At 63.0% G+C, this 17389-nt stretch carries 12 protein-coding genes and 5 tRNA genes; 8 read left to right on the top strand and 9 right to left on the bottom strand.

The genetic code is table 11. The features are described from left to right. Positions 1-16 precede the first annotated feature (16 nt). The 5 genes from P3R38_RS08215 to P3R38_RS08235 all read right to left on the bottom strand — a co-directional run bounded on the left by P3R38_RS08215 (position 17) and on the right by P3R38_RS08235 (position 4514). Positions 17-1066, bottom strand: a complete 1050-nt coding sequence (locus tag P3R38_RS08215) for a hypothetical protein (protein ID WP_027906783.1) — start codon at positions 1064-1066, stop codon at positions 17-19. Positions 1067-1195: 129 nt separating this feature from the next. Next, a complete protein-coding gene (locus P3R38_RS08220) occupies positions 1196-1876 on the bottom strand; it encodes a GntR family transcriptional regulator (RefSeq protein WP_023379623.1) in 681 nt (226 codons plus the stop codon). Positions 1877-1892: 16 nt separating this feature from the next. After that, positions 1893-2597, bottom strand: coding sequence for a FadR/GntR family transcriptional regulator (locus P3R38_RS08225; protein ID WP_023379624.1), 705 nt, complete (start codon positions 2595-2597; stop codon positions 1893-1895). A gap of 44 nt (positions 2598-2641) precedes the next feature. Beyond that, positions 2642-3952, bottom strand: coding sequence for a C4-dicarboxylate transporter DctA (locus P3R38_RS08230; RefSeq protein WP_027906784.1), 1311 nt, complete (start codon positions 3950-3952; stop codon positions 2642-2644). 247 nt (positions 3953-4199) lie between these two features. After that, complete coding sequence (locus P3R38_RS08235; protein ID WP_027906785.1) at positions 4200-4514, bottom strand: helix-turn-helix transcriptional regulator; 315 nt, start codon at positions 4512-4514, stop codon at positions 4200-4202. 265 nt (positions 4515-4779) lie between these two features. Here P3R38_RS08235 and P3R38_RS08240 point away from each other — a divergent pair, with 265 nt between their 5' ends. Further along, positions 4780-6345: a PAS domain-containing methyl-accepting chemotaxis protein gene (locus P3R38_RS08240; RefSeq protein ID WP_027906786.1), complete on the top strand. Its 1566-nt coding sequence runs from the start codon at positions 4780-4782 to the stop codon at positions 6343-6345. Between the two features lie 12 nt (positions 6346-6357). Beyond that, positions 6358-8046, top strand: coding sequence for an EAL domain-containing protein (locus P3R38_RS08245; protein WP_027906787.1), 1689 nt, complete (start codon positions 6358-6360; stop codon positions 8044-8046). Here the strand turns inward: P3R38_RS08245 and P3R38_RS08250 are convergent, their stop codons facing one another. The 4 genes from P3R38_RS08250 to folD form a co-directional block, all read right to left on the bottom strand. Further along, a complete protein-coding gene (locus P3R38_RS08250) occupies positions 8047-8532 on the bottom strand; it encodes an Lrp/AsnC family transcriptional regulator (RefSeq protein WP_104881980.1) in 486 nt (161 codons plus the stop codon). Positions 8533-8632: 100 nt separating this feature from the next. Next, on the bottom strand, positions 8633-9697 hold the full coding sequence (locus P3R38_RS08255) for an ornithine cyclodeaminase (RefSeq protein WP_023379630.1): 1065 nt from the start codon (positions 9695-9697) through the stop codon (positions 8633-8635). A 203-nt stretch (positions 9698-9900) separates the two neighbouring features. Beyond that, a complete protein-coding gene (locus P3R38_RS08260; protein WP_277686988.1) occupies positions 9901-14733 on the bottom strand; it encodes an NEL-type E3 ubiquitin ligase domain-containing protein in 4833 nt (1610 codons plus the stop codon). A gap of 156 nt (positions 14734-14889) precedes the next feature. Further along, the gene (folD, locus tag P3R38_RS08265; protein ID WP_023379632.1) at positions 14890-15744 is read right to left on the bottom strand and encodes a bifunctional methylenetetrahydrofolate dehydrogenase/methenyltetrahydrofolate cyclohydrolase FolD; all 855 of its coding nucleotides are present in this window, start codon (positions 15742-15744) and stop codon (positions 14890-14892) included. 256 nt (positions 15745-16000) lie between these two features. On the opposite strand from folD, the gene P3R38_RS08270 reads away from it, so the two are divergent. The 6 genes from P3R38_RS08270 to P3R38_RS08295 all read left to right on the top strand — a co-directional run bounded on the left by P3R38_RS08270 (position 16001) and on the right by P3R38_RS08295 (position 17303). Then, positions 16001-16077: transfer RNA gene (locus tag P3R38_RS08270), tRNA-Arg, on the top strand. A gap of 42 nt (positions 16078-16119) precedes the next feature. Then, positions 16120-16195, top strand: a tRNA-His gene (locus P3R38_RS08275). 55 nt (positions 16196-16250) lie between these two features. Continuing rightward, positions 16251-16335: transfer RNA gene (locus tag P3R38_RS08280), tRNA-Leu, on the top strand. 55 nt (positions 16336-16390) lie between these two features. After that, positions 16391-16466, top strand: a tRNA-His gene (locus P3R38_RS08285). 57 nt (positions 16467-16523) lie between these two features. Next, a tRNA-Leu gene (locus P3R38_RS08290) sits at positions 16524-16608 on the top strand. Positions 16609-17003: 395 nt separating this feature from the next. Then, positions 17004-17303 (top strand): DUF6388 family protein, encoded by a 300-nt coding sequence (locus P3R38_RS08295; RefSeq protein WP_027906792.1) that lies wholly within the window; start codon positions 17004-17006, stop codon positions 17301-17303. Positions 17304-17389: the final 86 nt, after the last annotated feature.

The following is a 17389-nucleotide window of genomic DNA, read 5'->3' on the forward strand; positions in this document are numbered from 1 at the left end:
CGCCGCCCAGCCAGCCTCAGGGCGGCAGGCGTATCAATAATGGCTCCTGGCGCTGCTGCACTTCTTGCTCCCTCAGCTGTGGTGCGCTGGCCAGCAAGCTGTCCTCGACCTGGCCGGACAAGTAGTACACCCCCGCCATGGCGCCACTCTGGCGGTTCTCCATCAGCGCCTGCCATTCCTGGTTGAGCGCCACGTTCAGGATCACCCGCAACTGCTCGACCATCTGCGGATGCTCGCGGTCGTGGGTGATCATCCCGTAGCCGGCCGAGACGATCGAAATCATCGCCCCGGCCACCTTGCCCACGGCACTGGCCACGGCACTGGCTATGCCGCGTGGCGCCAGGGTGGCCCCGAGCTTCTCGCTGGCGCGGTCGGCAACCGTTGACAAGCCAATATCGGTTTGCCCAGGGCCTTTTGCTGCTTGCAGGTGCAGGTGCTGGCGCAGGGCCTGCCAGGCGGGCTGCTGTTCCAGTGGCTTGGCGCGCAGCAACTGATAGAGGCTGGCATTGCGTGCCTCGGGCGGGCCCAGGGCGATGGCCGGGATACGATTGAGGCGCTGGCTGAACTGCTCAGGCGGCGCACGATAGCGGGCGATGATGGCTGGCAGTTGCTGGCCGAGCAGTTGCACGTACAACTCGCAAGCCCGATCACGGATGCCTTCGGGGTTGATCTGTTCGGCCACTGGTTCGATCACCCGTTCGTGATACTGCTCCTGCAGGTACAGGGCCAGGCGCTTTTCCGCAGGCTCCCGGCCTTCGCCACTGTCGAGCTTGTACCAGGCGACCTTCAGGGTCAGCCATTGCTGGGTCCAATAGCCGGTGAACCAAGGGATGAAGTCGCTCTCGGTACGCTGCTGCACTTGCTCTTTCCATACCCGCATCGACCGCCGGGCATAGTCATTGGCCGAACCGGCGGCGCCTACCGAAGCCTCGATCAGTTCCTGGTCGATGCGTTGCCAGATGGCGGGCGTGAGCGCCACGGGCGGCGGTGGCGGCGGTGGCTTGCTGGCGCAGCCGCCGAGGGCCACCAGCAGGCAGATCAGCAGTGAGGGAATGCGCAGCGTCATGCGAGCGCCTCCCTGATAAGTGAAGGGGGTTCAACGAGTATAGGGGGCGCATTCTGTGCCTGCCTTGCAGCCCATCGCGACGGCGCGTCGCCGCGACGAGCAGCGGCGATGGCGCAAAGGCGGTGTGGATCACTCGAGTTCGAGCTTGTCTTCCAAACGGTCGAGGTGCTGGTGCATCAGGGTCAGCGCTGTTTCCTCGTTGCCGGCTTCCACGGCGTCGATGATCGCGGCATGTTCCTCCCAGGCGCAGTGTTCGCAGCACGGTGATTCGTAGCGCGCGATGATCAGCGAGGTCATCGGTACCAGGCCGTTGAGAAAGCGCGCCAAGGGGGCGTTGGCGGCCACTTGCGCGAGTTTAAGGTGGAACTCGCCCCCCAGTCGAATCGCCGCACAGCGCTCGCCACGCTCGTGGTGCAGGCGTTCGCGCTCCACCAGCGAGCGCAATTGGCGAATGTGCGAGGGCTTGGCGCGCTGGGTGGCCAGGGTGATCAACGTCGTCTCCGCCAGGCGTCGGGCGCTGAGCACCTGGCGTGCTTGCTCAGGGCCAGGTGCGGCCAGGTGGGCGGTGTGGCTTGGGCGCTGAACCACCACTTGCTGATCCGACAGGCGCCCCAGCACCCGGCGAATCACCGTGCGGCTGACGCCGAAGGCATTGCCCAGCGCTTGCTCGGGCAGCAGGCTGCCCGGTGGCAGGCGCTGCTCGAGAATGGCGTCGAACAGCCGGGGGTAGATCTGATCGGCCGACAGGCGCGTCTCGCCAGCGGCGAGCAGGGCAGGCAACTGAGGGGCGGCTTGGGCGCAGGCGGTCATGGTCGCTCTCCTGGGGTCATTGGCTGTGATGTTCGTCCGGGATGTTCAGCTCGATTCCCATGCGCTGGCCTTCGGCCAGGATGTGCCGGCGCATCTGGGCGCTGGCCTGGGCGCTGTTGCGATCACGGATGGCCCGCACCACGGCTTCGTTCTCCTTGAGTCGGGCGGCCAGGTGCTCGGGGGAATTGCGTAGCATGTCGGCACTTTGCTTGAGGGCATTGCTGGTCTGCTGTACCACGCTTTGGAAGATCGGGTTGGTGGTCAGGGCGAACAGCGCCTCGTGGAAGGCAATGTAGGCTTTGACACCGGCTTCGCTGTCATCGGCCTCGAGGGCTTCGCGCATGTCCATCAGGGTCAGGCGCAATTGGCCAATGTCCTGGCTGTTGGCCGATTGCGCCACCAGGCCGACGATGAAAGGTTCGAGGGTGTAGCGCAGCTCCAGCACGTCGGCCAGGCTGGCCGGTGCCGTGGTATCGGCACCGGGCTCGGTCACCATCGCCTCGGCATCGAGTACCAGAACCCCCTTGCCCGGCATGGCGCGCACAAGGCCCAGGGTTTCCAGCACGGTGACGGCTTCGCGCAGGCTAGGGCGGCTGATGCCCAGTTGCTCGGCCAGCTCGCGTTGGCCAGGCAACATGTCGCCGGAGCGCCACTGGCCCCGTGCAAGCGCCTGGCGCAGTTTTTCCACCACTGAGTTGACGACGGTCGATGAGCTGATCACGGTTCGCTCCTGGAGGGGCCGGCATCAATGCCGGCCACACTCGGTCAAAATTCCTGTTGATGGGCGTTGGGCTGCTTGCGTGGGGTGTGGGCGAAACCCGGCTTGCCATCGAGCACATTCTGCGCACGTTGCATGTCGATGTCCTTTTCCCATCGGGCGATGGCCACGGTAGCCACGCAGTTGCCGATCAGGTTGGTCAGCGCCCGGCCGATGCCCATGAACCAGTCCACCGCCAGCACCAACACCAAGCCCACTACTGGAATCGCCGGTACGGCGGTCAGGGTGGCAGCGAGGATGACCAGCGCCGAACCTGGGATGCCGTGGGCTCCCTTGGAGGTCACCAGCGACACCAACAGAATGGTCAGCAGGTCGGTCATCGCCAGCGGTGTGCCGGTAGCATTGGCAATGAACACGATGGCCAGGGTCAGGTAGATGGAAAAGCCGTCGAGGTTGAACGAGTAGCCCGTCGGAATCACCAGGCCGACGGTGGAACTGCCGATGCCCAGGTGTTCGAGCTTCCGCATGATCTGTGGCAGCACGGCGTCGGAGGAGGCGGTGCCGAGTACGATGGTCAGCTCTTCGCGCAGGTACTTGATGAACGGCAGCAGCTTGAGGCCCGACAGGCGCATCACGGTGCCGAGGATGATCAGCACGAAGCCCGCGCAGGTCAGGTAGAACAAGGCGACCAGCCCGCCCAGGTGCTGCAGGGATTCCAGGCCGTACTTGCTGGTGGTGAAGGCAATGGCGCCGAACACACCGATGGGGGCCAGGCGCACGATCATGCCCATGATGCGGAACACCACATGGCTCAGCTCATTGATCAGCCGCGAGATACCCGCCGCCGAGTCGCCCACCAGGTTCAGGGCACTGCCGAACAGCACCGAGAACAGCAGCACCTGGAGGATGTTGTTATCGGCGAAGGCACCGACCACCGACGTCGGGATGAGGTCCATGAAGAACGCCGTGGCGCCATGGATGTGCTGGCCACGTTCGGCCAGGCTGCTGGCGTCGGCGCTGGACAGCTGCTCGAGGTGAATGTTGGCGCCGCTGCCGATGCCGCTGGTGAAGGCGAAGACCAGGCCGATGACCAGAGCGATGGTGGTCAGGATCTCAAAATAGATGACGGACTTCAGGCCGATTCGCCCGACTTTCTTCAGGTCGCCGGCGCCGGAGATTCCACTGACCACCACGCAGAACACGATGATGCCGATGAGCATCTTGATCAGCTTGATGAAGCCGTCGCCGAGGGGTTTGAGTTGCAGGGACAGGTCGGGGAAGCTGAGGCCGCAGGCAATGCCGAGGGCAAGGCCCAGCACCACTTGCAGAAAGATCGAACGCGAGCACCATTTGAGCATGGGAGGGGTCTCTGATCGGTGTCCTTGCTTCGATGCCGCGAGGGCGAAAGAGCGCAGGACTTAATTATTGTGGTCTTACCGGTTTGTTCAGTGCAGGGTCATAAAAGCGCGAAAAATCCGACTTTGCAAGGAAATTCGGCCTTACCGGTCTGACCAGTTATGGGGCATTGTGGCCTCACTGGCTCTAGTTCGGTGCACATAGCGTTGCGGGCCTGGTGGGGCGCCCGCGCGGATGAGGCGAAAGAGTTCAGGATTTGGCCAATGCCTGATCCACTGCTGCAATCAGCTTGCCAAGCGCCTTGGGCGGGGCCTTGTGAATCACATCGAACAGGTACGCTCGCTGCTCGTCTTCATCGTCAGGCTCGCAGAAGAAGACCTTGGGCTTGATGCCCAGAACGTCGGCGAAGGTTAGCAGGGCGTCGATGCTGGGGGTGTAGGTGCCGGTCTCGAAGCGGCTGATGGTCTTGGGGTCGAAGCCGGTCTGCTCGCCGAATTGTGCCTGCGTCAAGCCTGCCAGCTTACGGTAGCGGCGCAGGGCAAATCCCAGAGCTGATCTCTTCATCAATTAATTCCCATTTAGAATCAGGAACTTACCGGTATAGTTTGGTGTAAGGCAACGCCGCCTTGGATCACATTTGCTTGATTTATGTGATGGTATTCGTAGAATTCGCACTTTGACCGGCCAGTCATTATCGGCTCTCGCTCTATGCTCGACCCGAGGCTGCAAGGGGCTCAGGTGCTCTGGAGCGTTGGAGCCCCACGATGTGAAGCGGTTCCGGTGTGTCCGATGAGCGCGGCGCCGGTTTTCTTGTGAATGGAGTCCCATCGTGCGTGTCAACCTGCCGGTTACACCGGTCGAGCAGCGTTTCCCCGAAGATCAGCGACTGATATCGGCCACCGATACGGCCAGCCTGATCACCTACTGCAACCCAGAATTCGCTGCCATCAGCGGCTACAGCGAAGCCGAGCTGATCGGCAGCCCGCATAACCTTGTGCGGCACCCGGACATGCCTGAGGCGGTGTACGCATTGATGTGGCGTTACCTCAAGGCCGGTAAAAGCTGGATGGGGATCGTCAAGAACCGCTGTCGCAACGGCGATTTCTACTGGGTCAATGCCTATGTCACGCCGATCCTGGAAGATGGGCGGGTGGTCGGTTACGAGTCGGTACGGGTCTGTCCGACCCGCGATCAAGTGCGTAGGGCCGAGGCGTTGTATGCGCGCTTGCGCCAAGGCAAGTCGGCGTTGTCGACCGGCCGTCGCCTGGCATTGCTGGGGCAGGCGCTGGCACTGCCGATGCTCGGTGGTGCCCTGGCAGTGGCGGCCAACCAGTGCTTGCCTGGTGCGCTGGGCCAGGGCGTGACCTTCGCGCTGTTCGTGGCCTACGGCCTATGGGGACGCAACGATTTGCGCCGGCAGTTGCAGCGTGTGATCCAGGGCGCAGACGGTACCTTCGCGGACCCGATCGCAGCCTTGACCTACAGCGACCTGCCGGGCGCTGCCGGGCAGTTGCAGTTGATCCTGGTCGGTGAGCATGCGCGACTCAAGACAGCGCTGACCCGCCTGAGCGATCTTGCCGCGCAGATGGCCGTGGCCGCCGCGCAGGCGGGGCAGTTGTCCCGTGGCACTGAAACCGCCCTGCTCGAGCAGCGCGCCGAAACCGACCTGACCGCCACCGCCATGACCGAGATGGCCGCCTCGATCGGTGAGGTTGCCAGCCATGTGCAGTTAACGGCCAGTGAAGCCCATACCGCCCATGGGCTCGCCGAGCAGGGGAACCGGGTCGCCGACTCGACCGGTACGGCTATTCGCAACCTCGCGGCCACCGTTGGGCAGATCAACCGGGCGGTCACTGACCTTGCGGACCAGACCGACGCCATCTCCGAGGCGGCCGGGATGATCCGCGCCATCGCCGAGCAGACCAACCTGCTGGCACTGAACGCGGCCATCGAAGCGGCCCGTGCCGGTGAGCAAGGGCGTGGGTTCGCGGTGGTGGCCGATGAGGTTCGGGCGTTGGCCGACAAGACCCGCCAGTCGACCCTGCACATCCAGGGCGTCATCGACACGTTGCGCGAGGGCGCCGAGCAGGCCGTGGCCATCGCCAGCCAGGGCATCGAAGGGGCCGAGCACGGTGTAGCCCAGGTGCAGGAGGCGCAACAAGCGTTGCAAGGTATACGCGAGGCGGTGCAGCGAATCAGCGACATGAGCCAGCAGATGGCGACGGCCTCGCAGCAGCAGTCTTCGGTAGCCGAAGAGGTGTCCCGGCAAATCAACGGGGTCGCTGGCATCGCGCAGCAAAGTGCCCATAGCGCCAATGCCGCCGCCTCGCGCGGCGCCGAGCTGGAACAGGTGTGCGCCGGATTGCGCGCCCTGGTGGAGCGCTTCAACCGTTAAAGGCAGGATGCTATGGACGATATCTATCGCGCGGCCGTGGACGCGGCCGCGATCTTTTCCGAGACCGACCTGCGCGGGCGAATCACCTACGTCAACCAGCAGTTCTGCAGTATCTCTGGCTACAGCCGTGAAGAACTGCTCGGTGCCAATCACCGTATTCTCAATTCAGGCCTGCACGAGCCGGAGTTTTTCCTGGGCATGTGGCGGGCCCTGGTCGCAGGGCGGGTGTGGAAAGGCGAGATCTGTAACCGGGCCAAGGATGGCTCGCTGTACTGGGTGGACAGTACCATGGTGCCGCTGATCGACCCCAAGACTGGCAAGGTGCACAGGTACGTCTCGATCCGCTTCGATGTCACTGAAAAACGCCAGTTGCTGCACACCCTGCAATGGCGTGTCGGACACGATGTGCTCACTGGGTTGCCCAACCGCGCGTACTTGTCCGAGTTGCTCAACCAGGCCCTGGCGTTTTCCCGTCGCGAGGACATTCCGTTGGCGGTGTGCATGCTCGACCTCGACGGTTTCAAGGCGGTCAACGATGGCTACGGACATGCCGCGGGCGACTTGCTTCTGGTCGAGGTGGCCCAGCGGTTGAGGAGCATCCTGCGCGGTGGTGATGCAGTGGCAAGGCTGTCGGGCGATGAATTCGTGCTGATCCTGCGTCATGTCGATGGCAGTCAACAGTTGCATGCCGCCTTGCATCGGATACTGCACGCCCTGGCTGCGCCTTATGTCATTCGCGAGCAGCGCCTGGCGCTCAGTGCCAGCGTTGGCGTGACGTTGTTCCCACAGGATGACGAAGATGCCGATACGTTGGTACGCCATGCCGATCAGGCCATGTACGTGGCCAAGCAGCGCGGGCGCAACCGGTATCACATTTTCGATGTTTCCCAGGAACTGGAACTCAAGGCGACGCACCAGACGGTCGCGCAGGTGCGCCGTGCGCTGCGCCAGGGCGAGCTGTGTCTGTATTACCAGCCCAAGGTCAACCTGCACAGCGGCCAGGTGCTGGGTTTCGAGGCCCTGCTGCGCTGGCAGTGCCCAGGCCGTGGACTGGTATTGCCAGGCGAGTTTCTGCCCTTGGTCGAACAGACCGACCTGATCGTGGAGATTGGCGAGTGGGTGATCGAGCAGGCGCTGCACCAACTGCGTCGATGGCAACGCGAAGGGCGTAACTGGTCGCTGAGTGTGAACATCGCCGCCCGACATCTGCAGCGCAATGACTTTGCCGCGCGGCTGGCGCAGTTGCTGGCCGAGCACCCAGGCATTGACCCCACTCGGTTGGACCTGGAGATCGTCGAGTCGGTGGCGCTGGATAATCTCCAGCACGTCAGCCGTTGCTTGGACGCGTGCCTGGCGCTGGGGGTACGTTTTTCGCTGGATGACTTCGGCACCGGCTATTCGTCCTTGAGCTACCTGAAGCGCCTGCCGACTCAGACCATCAAGATCGACAAGTCGTTCGTGCGCGACATCCTCCATGACCAGGATGACCTGGCGCTCACCGGGGCGGTGATCGGCCTGGCACGGGCCTTTGGCCGCGAGGTCATCGCGGAGGGGGTGGAAAGCGTCGAGCATGGGCGGGTGCTGATGGAGCTTGGTTGCGCACTGGCGCAGGGGTATGGCATCGCTGCCCCGATGCCAGTGGGCGAGGTGGCGGCATGGGCGCAGGCCTATCGACAACCGGAGCCATGGCGCTCGGCCTGATCACGGCAGTGGGGCCATGCTCTTGACCGCCGCCAGCTCCGGGTGCGCCACCAGTTTGTCGATATGCAGGGCGTCATCGTTCATCCAGTGTTCGGTAAGGACCCGGTAGTGCTCCATATCCCGACAGCGCATGCGCAGGCTGTAGTCGAAATGGCCGCTGATCAAATGACACTCGTACACTTCGGGGCAACTGCGCATGGTGGCCTCGAAGGCCTTTTGTGCAGCGCGGCCGCTCTGGTTGGAGAGTGCCACCAGTACCAGCAACGAGAGCCCAGGCGATACTTTCTGCAAGTCGATGATCGCTCCGTATCCACGTATCACCCCACGTCGCTCCAGTTTGCGCACACGCTCCAGGCAGGGGCGTGGGGTGAGGTGAACAAGGGTGGACAGCTTCTCGAAAGTGATGCGGCCATCGTGCCGTAGCACGTCGATGATCGCCTCGTCGATGCGGTCCAGGGGGTGGTTGGAATCGGCCTTGGTGTCCATGCGCAATGGCTTCATTCAGCGGGAGGCATGGACAGGTTAGGCGGTAATTCCGCAACTGTCGCTGCAGGGAAAAGAGGGGCCGTCGTGCGGCCCCGCAATATCAGGCGATTGCGCAGCTGGCTGGGTGTGCCGCTCGAATGCCCACCCTGCGCGGTTGCAGCAGTGCGTATAGATCTTTTGGGTTCTCCAGGGTCGGTACCAGCTCGATGTCCTGCCCGATGTCCAGAGCTTGGGCGCAATCCAGTACGTAACGCAGGGCCGCGTAATCCTCCAGGGCAAAGCCGACCGAGTCGAACAGTGTCACCTGGCGGTCATGTTCGCGGCCAGGCACCTGGCCCGTCACCACTTTCCAGAATTCGGTGACGGGCAGGTCTGCCGCCGCCTGCTGGATCTCGCCTTCGATCCGGCTCTGTGGCTCGTACTCGACAATCACCCGCGCCGCTTCGACGATGGCCCGGTGCAACTCAGTCTTGCCCGGGCAGTCACCGCCCACGGCGTTGAGGTGCATGCCCGGTTCGATCATTTCCGGGGTAAGGATGGTGGCGTAGGCTTTGTCGGCAGTCACCGTGGTCACGATGTCGGCGCCGCGCACGGCCTCGGCGACCGAGCCTGCCACGGTCAGCTTCAGGCCGGGACGATCTGCCAGGTTGGCCACCAGCTTGGCGGTGGCGGTCGGGTCGATGTCGTACAGGCGAATCTCGTCGATACCCAACAGTGTTTTGAAGGCAATGGCCTGGAACTCGCTCTGTGCGCCGTTGCCGATCAAGGCCATGCTGCGGCTGTCCTCGCGGGCCAGGTAGCGGGCGGCCAGGGCCGAGGTGGCTGCGGTGCGCAGTGCGGTGGTCAGCGTCATTTCGCTGAGCAGCACCGGGGCGCCAGTGTCGACGCGGCTCAGGGCGCCGAACGCCATCACCGTCAGCAGGCCGTCGCGGGTGTTCTTCGGGTGGCCGTTGACGTGTTTGAAGGCATACAGGTTGTGATCGGAAACCGGCATCAGCTCGATCACTCCGTCCGGCGAGTGATTGGCCAGGCGCGCGCATTTTTCGAAGTCCTGCCAGCGCAGATAGTCCTGGCGAATGTACTCGGCCATTTCCACCAGGCAGGTCGACAGACCTTTGCGATTGACCAGGCGGGCGAGGTCTTGCACATCGATATAGCGGGTCATGGGGTTCTCCGTACAGCGGCGCACCTGAGCGTCGGGTGGGCTCTCAGGGTGGGCTGTAGGTATATTTTCCGACAGGCACTGTGCAAAAGCTGGCTGTGCGCAGGGCGGGGCTCAGCCGCAACAGCTGAAATCAAGCGCCAGGCAGCCGAATCGGCTGTGGGCGGCCCTGGCGCGAAGCTCGCCCAAGGCCTGTGCAGGGAACCTCACTGCGTGTTGAACATTGTCATCGCCAGCTGTCGATACAGGGCGTCTTGGGCGTCGCGACGGGTGCTGAGCAGCAATCGGCCAGCCCGTTCGTACAGCTCGCTTTCGCCGCTGTACCGTCCTGATACCAGGTCGATACGTTGCAAGATGCCTTCAATCCGCCACCTCAAGCCCTGTACTGCGGAGGTCTCCCGCTCCAGGGCTTCGATGAATCTCGGTGGCACGGCCGGTCCGGTGTAGGGCGCGATTGCCGAGGTCGGCTCGGTCAAGTCGGTGTAGTACTCCGAAGCCGCCTGCCACTCCCGGGCCAGTGCCTGGAAGGCCTCAGGGTAAAGCCGTTGCACCCAGGCGCGCCAAAAGGGTTGCTCGCTTGCCCAGCGCGCCAGGAAAGCCCCATCCACCTCGGCCAGTACCGCCTGGGCAAGGTGCTCCAATGTGCCCTCGCTCAGTTGCGCCAGGTAGCCGAAAGCGATCTGCGCCGGTTGATCGGGTAGGCTCAGACGTTCACGCAAGGCGATGCGTGCGACCAGGGCTATTTCGATTTCGTCGGGAGGGAGTTGAGGGTCGGTCAGTCGCTCATCGCTCATGTCATCGTCGGCCAACAGCGCTGGAGCGGCCTGGCGCGCGGCCTCGTCCTCGGCTGCGCTCAAGGCTTGGCGTCGCGCCCGGCGGGCGTTGTACAGGGCGCCGACCCGTTCATCGAGACATGCTTGGCGTGCCAGGCTGGTGACCACGGAGACAGCGACAGCCTCGTCCGATGCTCCGGTGTGGGAAGTGGCTACGCAGCGCCACACCGCGACTTGCGTTTCCACTCGCTGGAACAGCAGGCTGGCCTGATCCACGCAGGCCTCGGCGGCATCGTTGATCTCGGCGGTGACTTGTTCGAGCAATTGCGCGCGTCCCCAGCCAGTTTCCCCATCGACAAGATCTTCGGCGGTCAGGGTGCTCAGCACATGGACGATTCGCTCGCGGGTGAGGGTTGGGTTTGACTGATAGTCCGGTGTTTGGACCATGCGCTCGACCAGGCGATACAGCGCGGACCAGGCGGGGTCTTCGGCATGGGCTTGACGGTGCGCGTCGAGTTCGGCGGGAAGCTCGAGGGCCCAGGGTTCTTCTTCCAGGACGTCGAGGTCAGGGATGGCTTGGAGCCCGGCATTGACCAGCCTGAGCTGGGCCTGTTCGTCGAAGGGGTTGTCGTCGAAGTCATAGTAGGTGCCTTCCTCGCCACTGCGAATGGCTTCGGCGAAGGCTGTGTCGCGCAGTTCGGGCGCGTCAACCAGGCGGTTGCCGCTAAGGTCTAGCGAACGCAGCACCAGGGGGCGCTGATCCATCAAGCCGACGAGTCCCACGGGCCACTGCGTGATCTCGACGCGGTCGAGGTCGAGGGTGTGCAGTCGCTGCCACCCGGTCACGTCAGGCGCGAGGCGCAGCGGGTTCTCGCCCAGGCGCAACGACTGCAGGTGATTCAGGCGTGCCAGCGCGGTGCGGCTTTCCGGGGTCAGGGTGATTTCGTTCGACCCCAGGCTCAGCTCGGTCAATGCAGGCCAACCTTGCAGGGCATCGAAGTGTTCGGCCTGCAGCACCAGATTGTTGAGGTCTGCCTGTAACGAGTACAGGTGCTGCAACTGACCGAGCCGTTCCAGGGCCTGGGTGGGCAAGTCTTCTAGCGCGTCGGTGAGGTTCAGGCGTTGCAGGCGAGGAAGGTGCGCCAGAACGTCGAGGTTGCGAGGCGTGTCCAGAAGCAGGAAGTTTTCCGACAGGTCCAGGGACTCCAGCTGGGTCATCTGGGTCAAGGGTTCAGGCAGCCAGCGCAGCAGATTGCTGGAAAGATCCAGATGGCGTACGCCAGGAAACGCCTGCAGGAATCCATCCAGATTGGCAGCTTCACCGGCGCGTGAACCGACCACGATCAGCCAATTCACGTGCGTCAGGCGTACCGGCAAGGTTGGCAGAGAGCCCAGGTGTTGCGCCTCGAGCACCAATTCGACCTGATCGACTTGCGGGCTTTCCCGTCGCCATGCCTGGCGTATGCGACAGGCCGCCTCGGTGCGAGCGATGCGGCGCTGTTCGATGGCGCCCACCATAAGCCCTTCTGCGTCATTGACCCAGGTGTCGAGCGTAGTGCCAAGGCGTTGGTACTCTGTTCGCAAGCCTTCGAGCAGCCTGGTGAACGCGCCGGGTGCGTCTCCGGCCGCCTGGCGCAGGCGATAACGCAACCATTCGCGATCGCCTGGCTCGCGGCTGGGAAACAGCATGTCGAACAACGCGTCGTCATTCGCCCAGCCTTGGCCGCGGCCGCTGAGTGGATAGCCTATGCGTCCTGTTTCCAGAAGGCGCGTGGGTAATTGGTAGAGCTTGCGTACCGGAGCCATGCCCAGCAGGCGGGCAGCATTGTCGCGGTCGGCGGCGGCTTTTTCGAACAATGCATCGCGTAATGGCAGGGGGTCGTGTATCTGCAGGTTCAGCGCTGTCCGCTCGCTGTCCGGCAAGGCATCGAGCAGGGCTTGGTAAAGGGTCCTGTGACCGGACAATGATTCTGCGTGCTCGTCATAGGGTTGGTAGCTTTGTTCATGGCGCACCAGGGTCTTGACCGGTCGACCGCGCGGGCCGGCAGCGTTGATAAGCCGGCCGTGCAGACTGCCTTCGCGCAACTCGATACGTACCGCGTTGCTCCAGCCAGGTAACTGCTCCAGGCAACCCAAGGCCAGGGCATCGCGATCCTGCCAGGGGCCGCTGTCCTGGTAAAAACGCAGCAAGGCGCGGTTGATGCGAGCTTCGCGCAGGTACAGGCGAGCTGTCTGTGCAATGGCGATAGGCAGGCGGCCACTGCGTTGCAGATGGTCCAGGTCGCGGTTGCTGGCTTTGGCAAGGATCTCGGACTTGGCCCTGAGACTCAGGGAAGGAAAATCGCGTCCGAGGACGACCATGCCGGTGTTTGTCGGCCCAGGTGTTGCGGCATCCGTTGCGCCAAGTGCCTGCAGGTTGTCGAGCAGCAGGGCTGGGGCGGCTTCCTGATCGACCACCACGCGGCGCACGGCTGCATCGCTGAAACTGCTGCTGCGCAGGGCCCGTAGCAGGGTTTCGTCACTCACCGCGACGCCACTGTTGCCGATTCGGCGCATGAGCCTGGCGGTGGTCCAAGCCAGAGGCTGCTCGTGTTCGAGCAGCCAAGGACTGTGGCCGTTGCCCAACAGGCGAGGCTGATACTGGTGGCCTCTGGCGGTTGCGAGACGCCAGCCATGGGCTGCTGTTTTTTCGAGCGGAAGGTGGTTGCCTTCCAGGGTGAGCCAGGGACGGCCCTGATGATGATGCAAGCCTTTGGTTGCCGGAGCGCCTGGTGGCCAGGGCGCTTCTCGGCTGAAAGGCAGCAGGTCTGCATGCCAGAGGCGTTGGCCAGAGGGGCCTGGAATGCGTGTCCAGTTCTCCAGCGGGCCAGTCAGACCGATTGCCGCATGAGCGGCGCCCAGTACGGCAATCTGCACCAGATTGTCGAACACATCGAACAGATGGCCGATGGCCGCATCGGTTTCTCCCTCGTTGAGTGCATGCACGCCTTCGAGAAACGCGTTCACGATCTGCGCGCCGCCGACCACCAGCATCAACTCGCCCAGCGCCGGCACGAACAAGCTCGCCACATTCAGTGCGGTCAGGCCCACGCCCAGCCAGCCCAGCAGGCGTGCCTGCCCGATCGCAGCGTCGAAACGCGCCGTGGGTACGACCAGCGTCACGGCATCGGTCAAGGCGACCTGCACCTGGCTGCTGGCTCGCTGTTCGAAACAGTCACCTGTCCAGGGCGTGAAGGTCAGCGTCAGGCGGGCATTCTTGTCGAGGGTCTCCTGCCATACGTCGTGGGGGGAGGGGAACAGCCGTTTGATCCAACTTACCGACTCGCCTTTTTCCAGCACAGGTGGCGTTGGGTAGAGCAGTGCGTAGGGGTAACGAGGGTAGAGTCTTTGCCGCAGTCGGGCAGCGAAGGCGGGTTGTTGCGCGTGGCTGACGAAGCGGTTGAAGAACAGTCGGAAGTCCTCCTGCCATAAACGGTGGGTAAGCGCTGTGCCGGCAGCCTGCAGGGAGGGGTACTGGCGTACTGCGCCCGAGGGGTCTGCGGGCAAGTAGAGCAGGCAGGGCTCTTGCTCGTCGCGTGGCTCCAGTCGCACCAGCAAAGGCCCGCTCAGGGGGACGCCGAGAACGCTCAGGTAGCCACATTGAAGGCGTCTTGTACCGGTCAGTGAGCGCACTTCGTGCGAGCCTGCGAGCGCGGCTTCGCCCAAGGATTCCCCGCGGCTGTCGATCCGTCCTTGCAGGCGAGCGTAGGTCAGTTCCGCCGCGAAGGCTGCGTGGTCCTGCCCGCGAAGCAGGGCGCGAAAGTCATCCGTGTCGATGTGTTGCCGCAGGTGGTTCAGGTAGCGTTGGCCAAGGTCAAGATTGCGCACGCCTTTGACGAACAGCGTGGTGTCCACGGCCATGGGCTCGAGGGCGTCTTCGGAGGCATAAAGGCGGATGGGCGTGTCGTCGGCCATGTTCTGCATGGCGGCTTCCAGCCAGGACATCATGCGTCGATGAGCGGGCGTGCGGTCGGCCAGCACGGCCGTATCGGGTGAAGGGAGCGGTATGTCCGGATACCAGCGGGCGAGGGCTTCGTTGAGCAAGGGGCGACAGAAGGCTTCCACCGATTCGAGGGGAGTCATGGCCTCGTGCAGTTTTCTCGTGGCCTTGTGGCTGTGCTGCACGCGCTTGCGCAGGATCTGGCGTTGCTGTTTGGTGGCCTCGGTCAGCCAGTCGGGCAGGCGCTGCTGAATCAGCGCCAGGTGGTGAGGTTGCAAGGTGTGCATGGGCTGCTCCTGAAGGGGGGGAGCAGTGAGGCTAATGGCGATGCGGCGAATGCCTTGCGTACAGTGTTAGCACCAGGGGCCAGGTTTGGCGCGGTAGGGCTCGCCAACGAAAACGGCACCCTCTGGGTGCCGTTTCACGTCGTGCGCCACGTGTGCTTACTTGTGCAGTTCTTCCGCTGCGTACAGCGTGTTCTCCAGCAGGCACGCCCGGGTCATCGGCCCGACACCGCCTGGTACCGGGGTGATCCAGCCTGCGCGGGGCAGGGCGGTCTCGTAGACCACGTCGCCGACCAGCTTGCCGTCGTCCTGGCGGTTGATGCCGACGTCGATGACGATGGCGCCTTCCTTGATCCACTCGCCCTTGACCAGGCCCGGCTTACCGGCGGCCACTACCACCAGGTCGGCACGGCCAACGTGGCCGGCGAGGTCCTTGGTGAAGCGGTGGCAGACGGTGACGGTGCAACCGGCCAGCAGCAGTTCCATGGCCATGGGGCGGCCGACGATGTTGGAGGCACCGACGATCACTGCGTTCATGCCGTAAAGGTCCTGGCCGGTGCTGTGCAGCAAGGTCATGATGCCTTTGGGCGTGCATGGGCGCAGCAGCGGGATACGCTGGGCCAGGCGGCCGATATTGTAGGGGTGGAAACCATCGACATCCTTGTCCGGGCGGATCCGCTCAAGCAGCAAGGAGGCGTCAAGGTGTGCGGGCAGCGGCAGTTGCAACAGGATGCCGTCGACGGCCGGGTCGTCATTGAGGCGGTCGATCAGGTCGGTCAGGGCTTGCTGCGTGGTTTCGCTGGGCAAGTCGAAGGCCTGCGAAATGAAGCCGACCTCTTCGCAGTCCTTGCGCTTGTGCGAGACATAGACTTGGGAAGCGGGGTCGGTGCCGACCAGGATCACCGCCAGGCCTGGAGTGCGCAGGCCTTGCTGGCGACGCTCCACGACACGTTGAGCGATCTGCTGGCGCAGGTTGGCGGCGATCGCCTTGCCGTCGATTAGGTGTGCAGTCATAGACGCGTGATTAACCATCGAGAAAGGAACATTAAAGAGGGCGCATTCTCGCACGACATGGCCAAAGGGCAAAGGCGGGTGGTCGGGCAAATCCCCTAACCCCTTAAATAATTTAAATTTTTTAGAAAAAGGTGTTGACGGTATTCCCGCTCGTCTATAAGATTCGCCGCACTTGTCGGGTACGACCTAGCACGGGTTGGCAAGGTCGGGCAGAATGAGTGGTTTGTTGGCTCGTTCGGTCAGGCACACTGCTTATGCGCCCGTAGCTCAGCTGGATAGAGCATCCGCCTTCTAAGCGGATGGTCGCAGGTTCGAGTCCTGCCGGGTGCGCCATTAGGCTGCTTGGGCGAGCAAGTAAGGCTGTATAGCGATATGGTGGGCGTAGCTCAGTTGGTAGAGCGCTGGATTGTGATTCCAGTTGTCGTGGGTTCGATTCCCATCGTCCACCCCATATTCTTCAGAGGCGCCTTGATTGCATGATCTGGCGCCTTTGTTTTAAGCGCTACGCGGACGTGGTGAAATTGGTAGACACACTGGATTTAGGTTCCAGCGGCGCAAGCTGTAAGAGTTCGAGTCTCTTCGTCCGCACCATGCTTCTGTAAGGTTGTAACACGGTTGTAATGTAGTACCGCAAGACCGCAATATGGTGGGCGTAGCTCAGTTGGTAGAGCGCTGGATTGTGATTCCAGTTGTCGTGGGTTCGATTCCCATCGTCCACCCCATATTCTTTAAGGGCGCCTTGATCGAATGGTCGGGCGCCTTTATGTTATCTGCTGTATGCGGACGTGGTGAAATTGGTAGACACACTGGATTTAGGTTCCAGCGGCGCAAGCTGTAAGAGTTCGAGTCTCTTCGTCCGCACCATCTTTTGCATTGAAAAGCCGCTTATTGCGGCTTTTGTGCCTTTTGGGGCGTGTCTTGAGTTGTTGGCTGGTGCGGGTATCGAGCGCCGCCCGCGCGGCGCATCGCGAGCAAGGCTCGCTCCTGCGTCTGTTTCGGGCCGGTACCGCCAGTGACAGACGCGCGCGACCGCCTTGTTTGACGACGCGATATCGCGTCGAGTGCCGAAGCGTTTGAGCGCAAATCTCGCAGGAATGATTGGCCTGAAACGAACGTAGGAGCGAGCCTTGCTCGCGATGCGCCGTGCGAATTGCTGGATTCCCTCCCCCCTTGCAATCCTCTGGTGGCGCCCCAATAAAAGCTGTTAGATTTCAGCCGGTTGAAACACCGGACCATCTGGCCGGCAGAGGAACAACCCAGTGATTGCAAAAGAAGCCCGTCAGGCCCTGGCGCTGCAGCGCTTCGCCGAAGCCAATCCGCAGCTGCTCGAAGAGATTTGCGAGCTCGATGCCCGTGAGCAAGCCCAGCAGATCGAATGGGCCTTCGAGGATGCCGCCGAGGAGCAGGGTATCGAGCCCTGGGAGCTGGCGCTGCAGTTGATCGCCGAAAGCCCTGAGCAACTGCAGGCGATGCGCCTGGAGACCCATCGCGAAGTGGCCGAGGCGCTGGGGATGGAGTGGGAAGAGTACTGCCAGTTCAACGAGATCGACCCTGAGTAAACAGTGTCGCTTGCCCTGGCAGTTGTTTGACAAGGTATTTCGGTTGTGTGCCGCCCAAGGCGTCGCGCAGCCTCCTTATATAGAAG

It is taken from the genome of Pseudomonas sp. NyZ480, from assembly GCF_029537255.1.
GTDB classification, from domain to species: domain Bacteria; phylum Pseudomonadota; class Gammaproteobacteria; order Pseudomonadales; family Pseudomonadaceae; genus Aquipseudomonas; species Aquipseudomonas taiwanensis.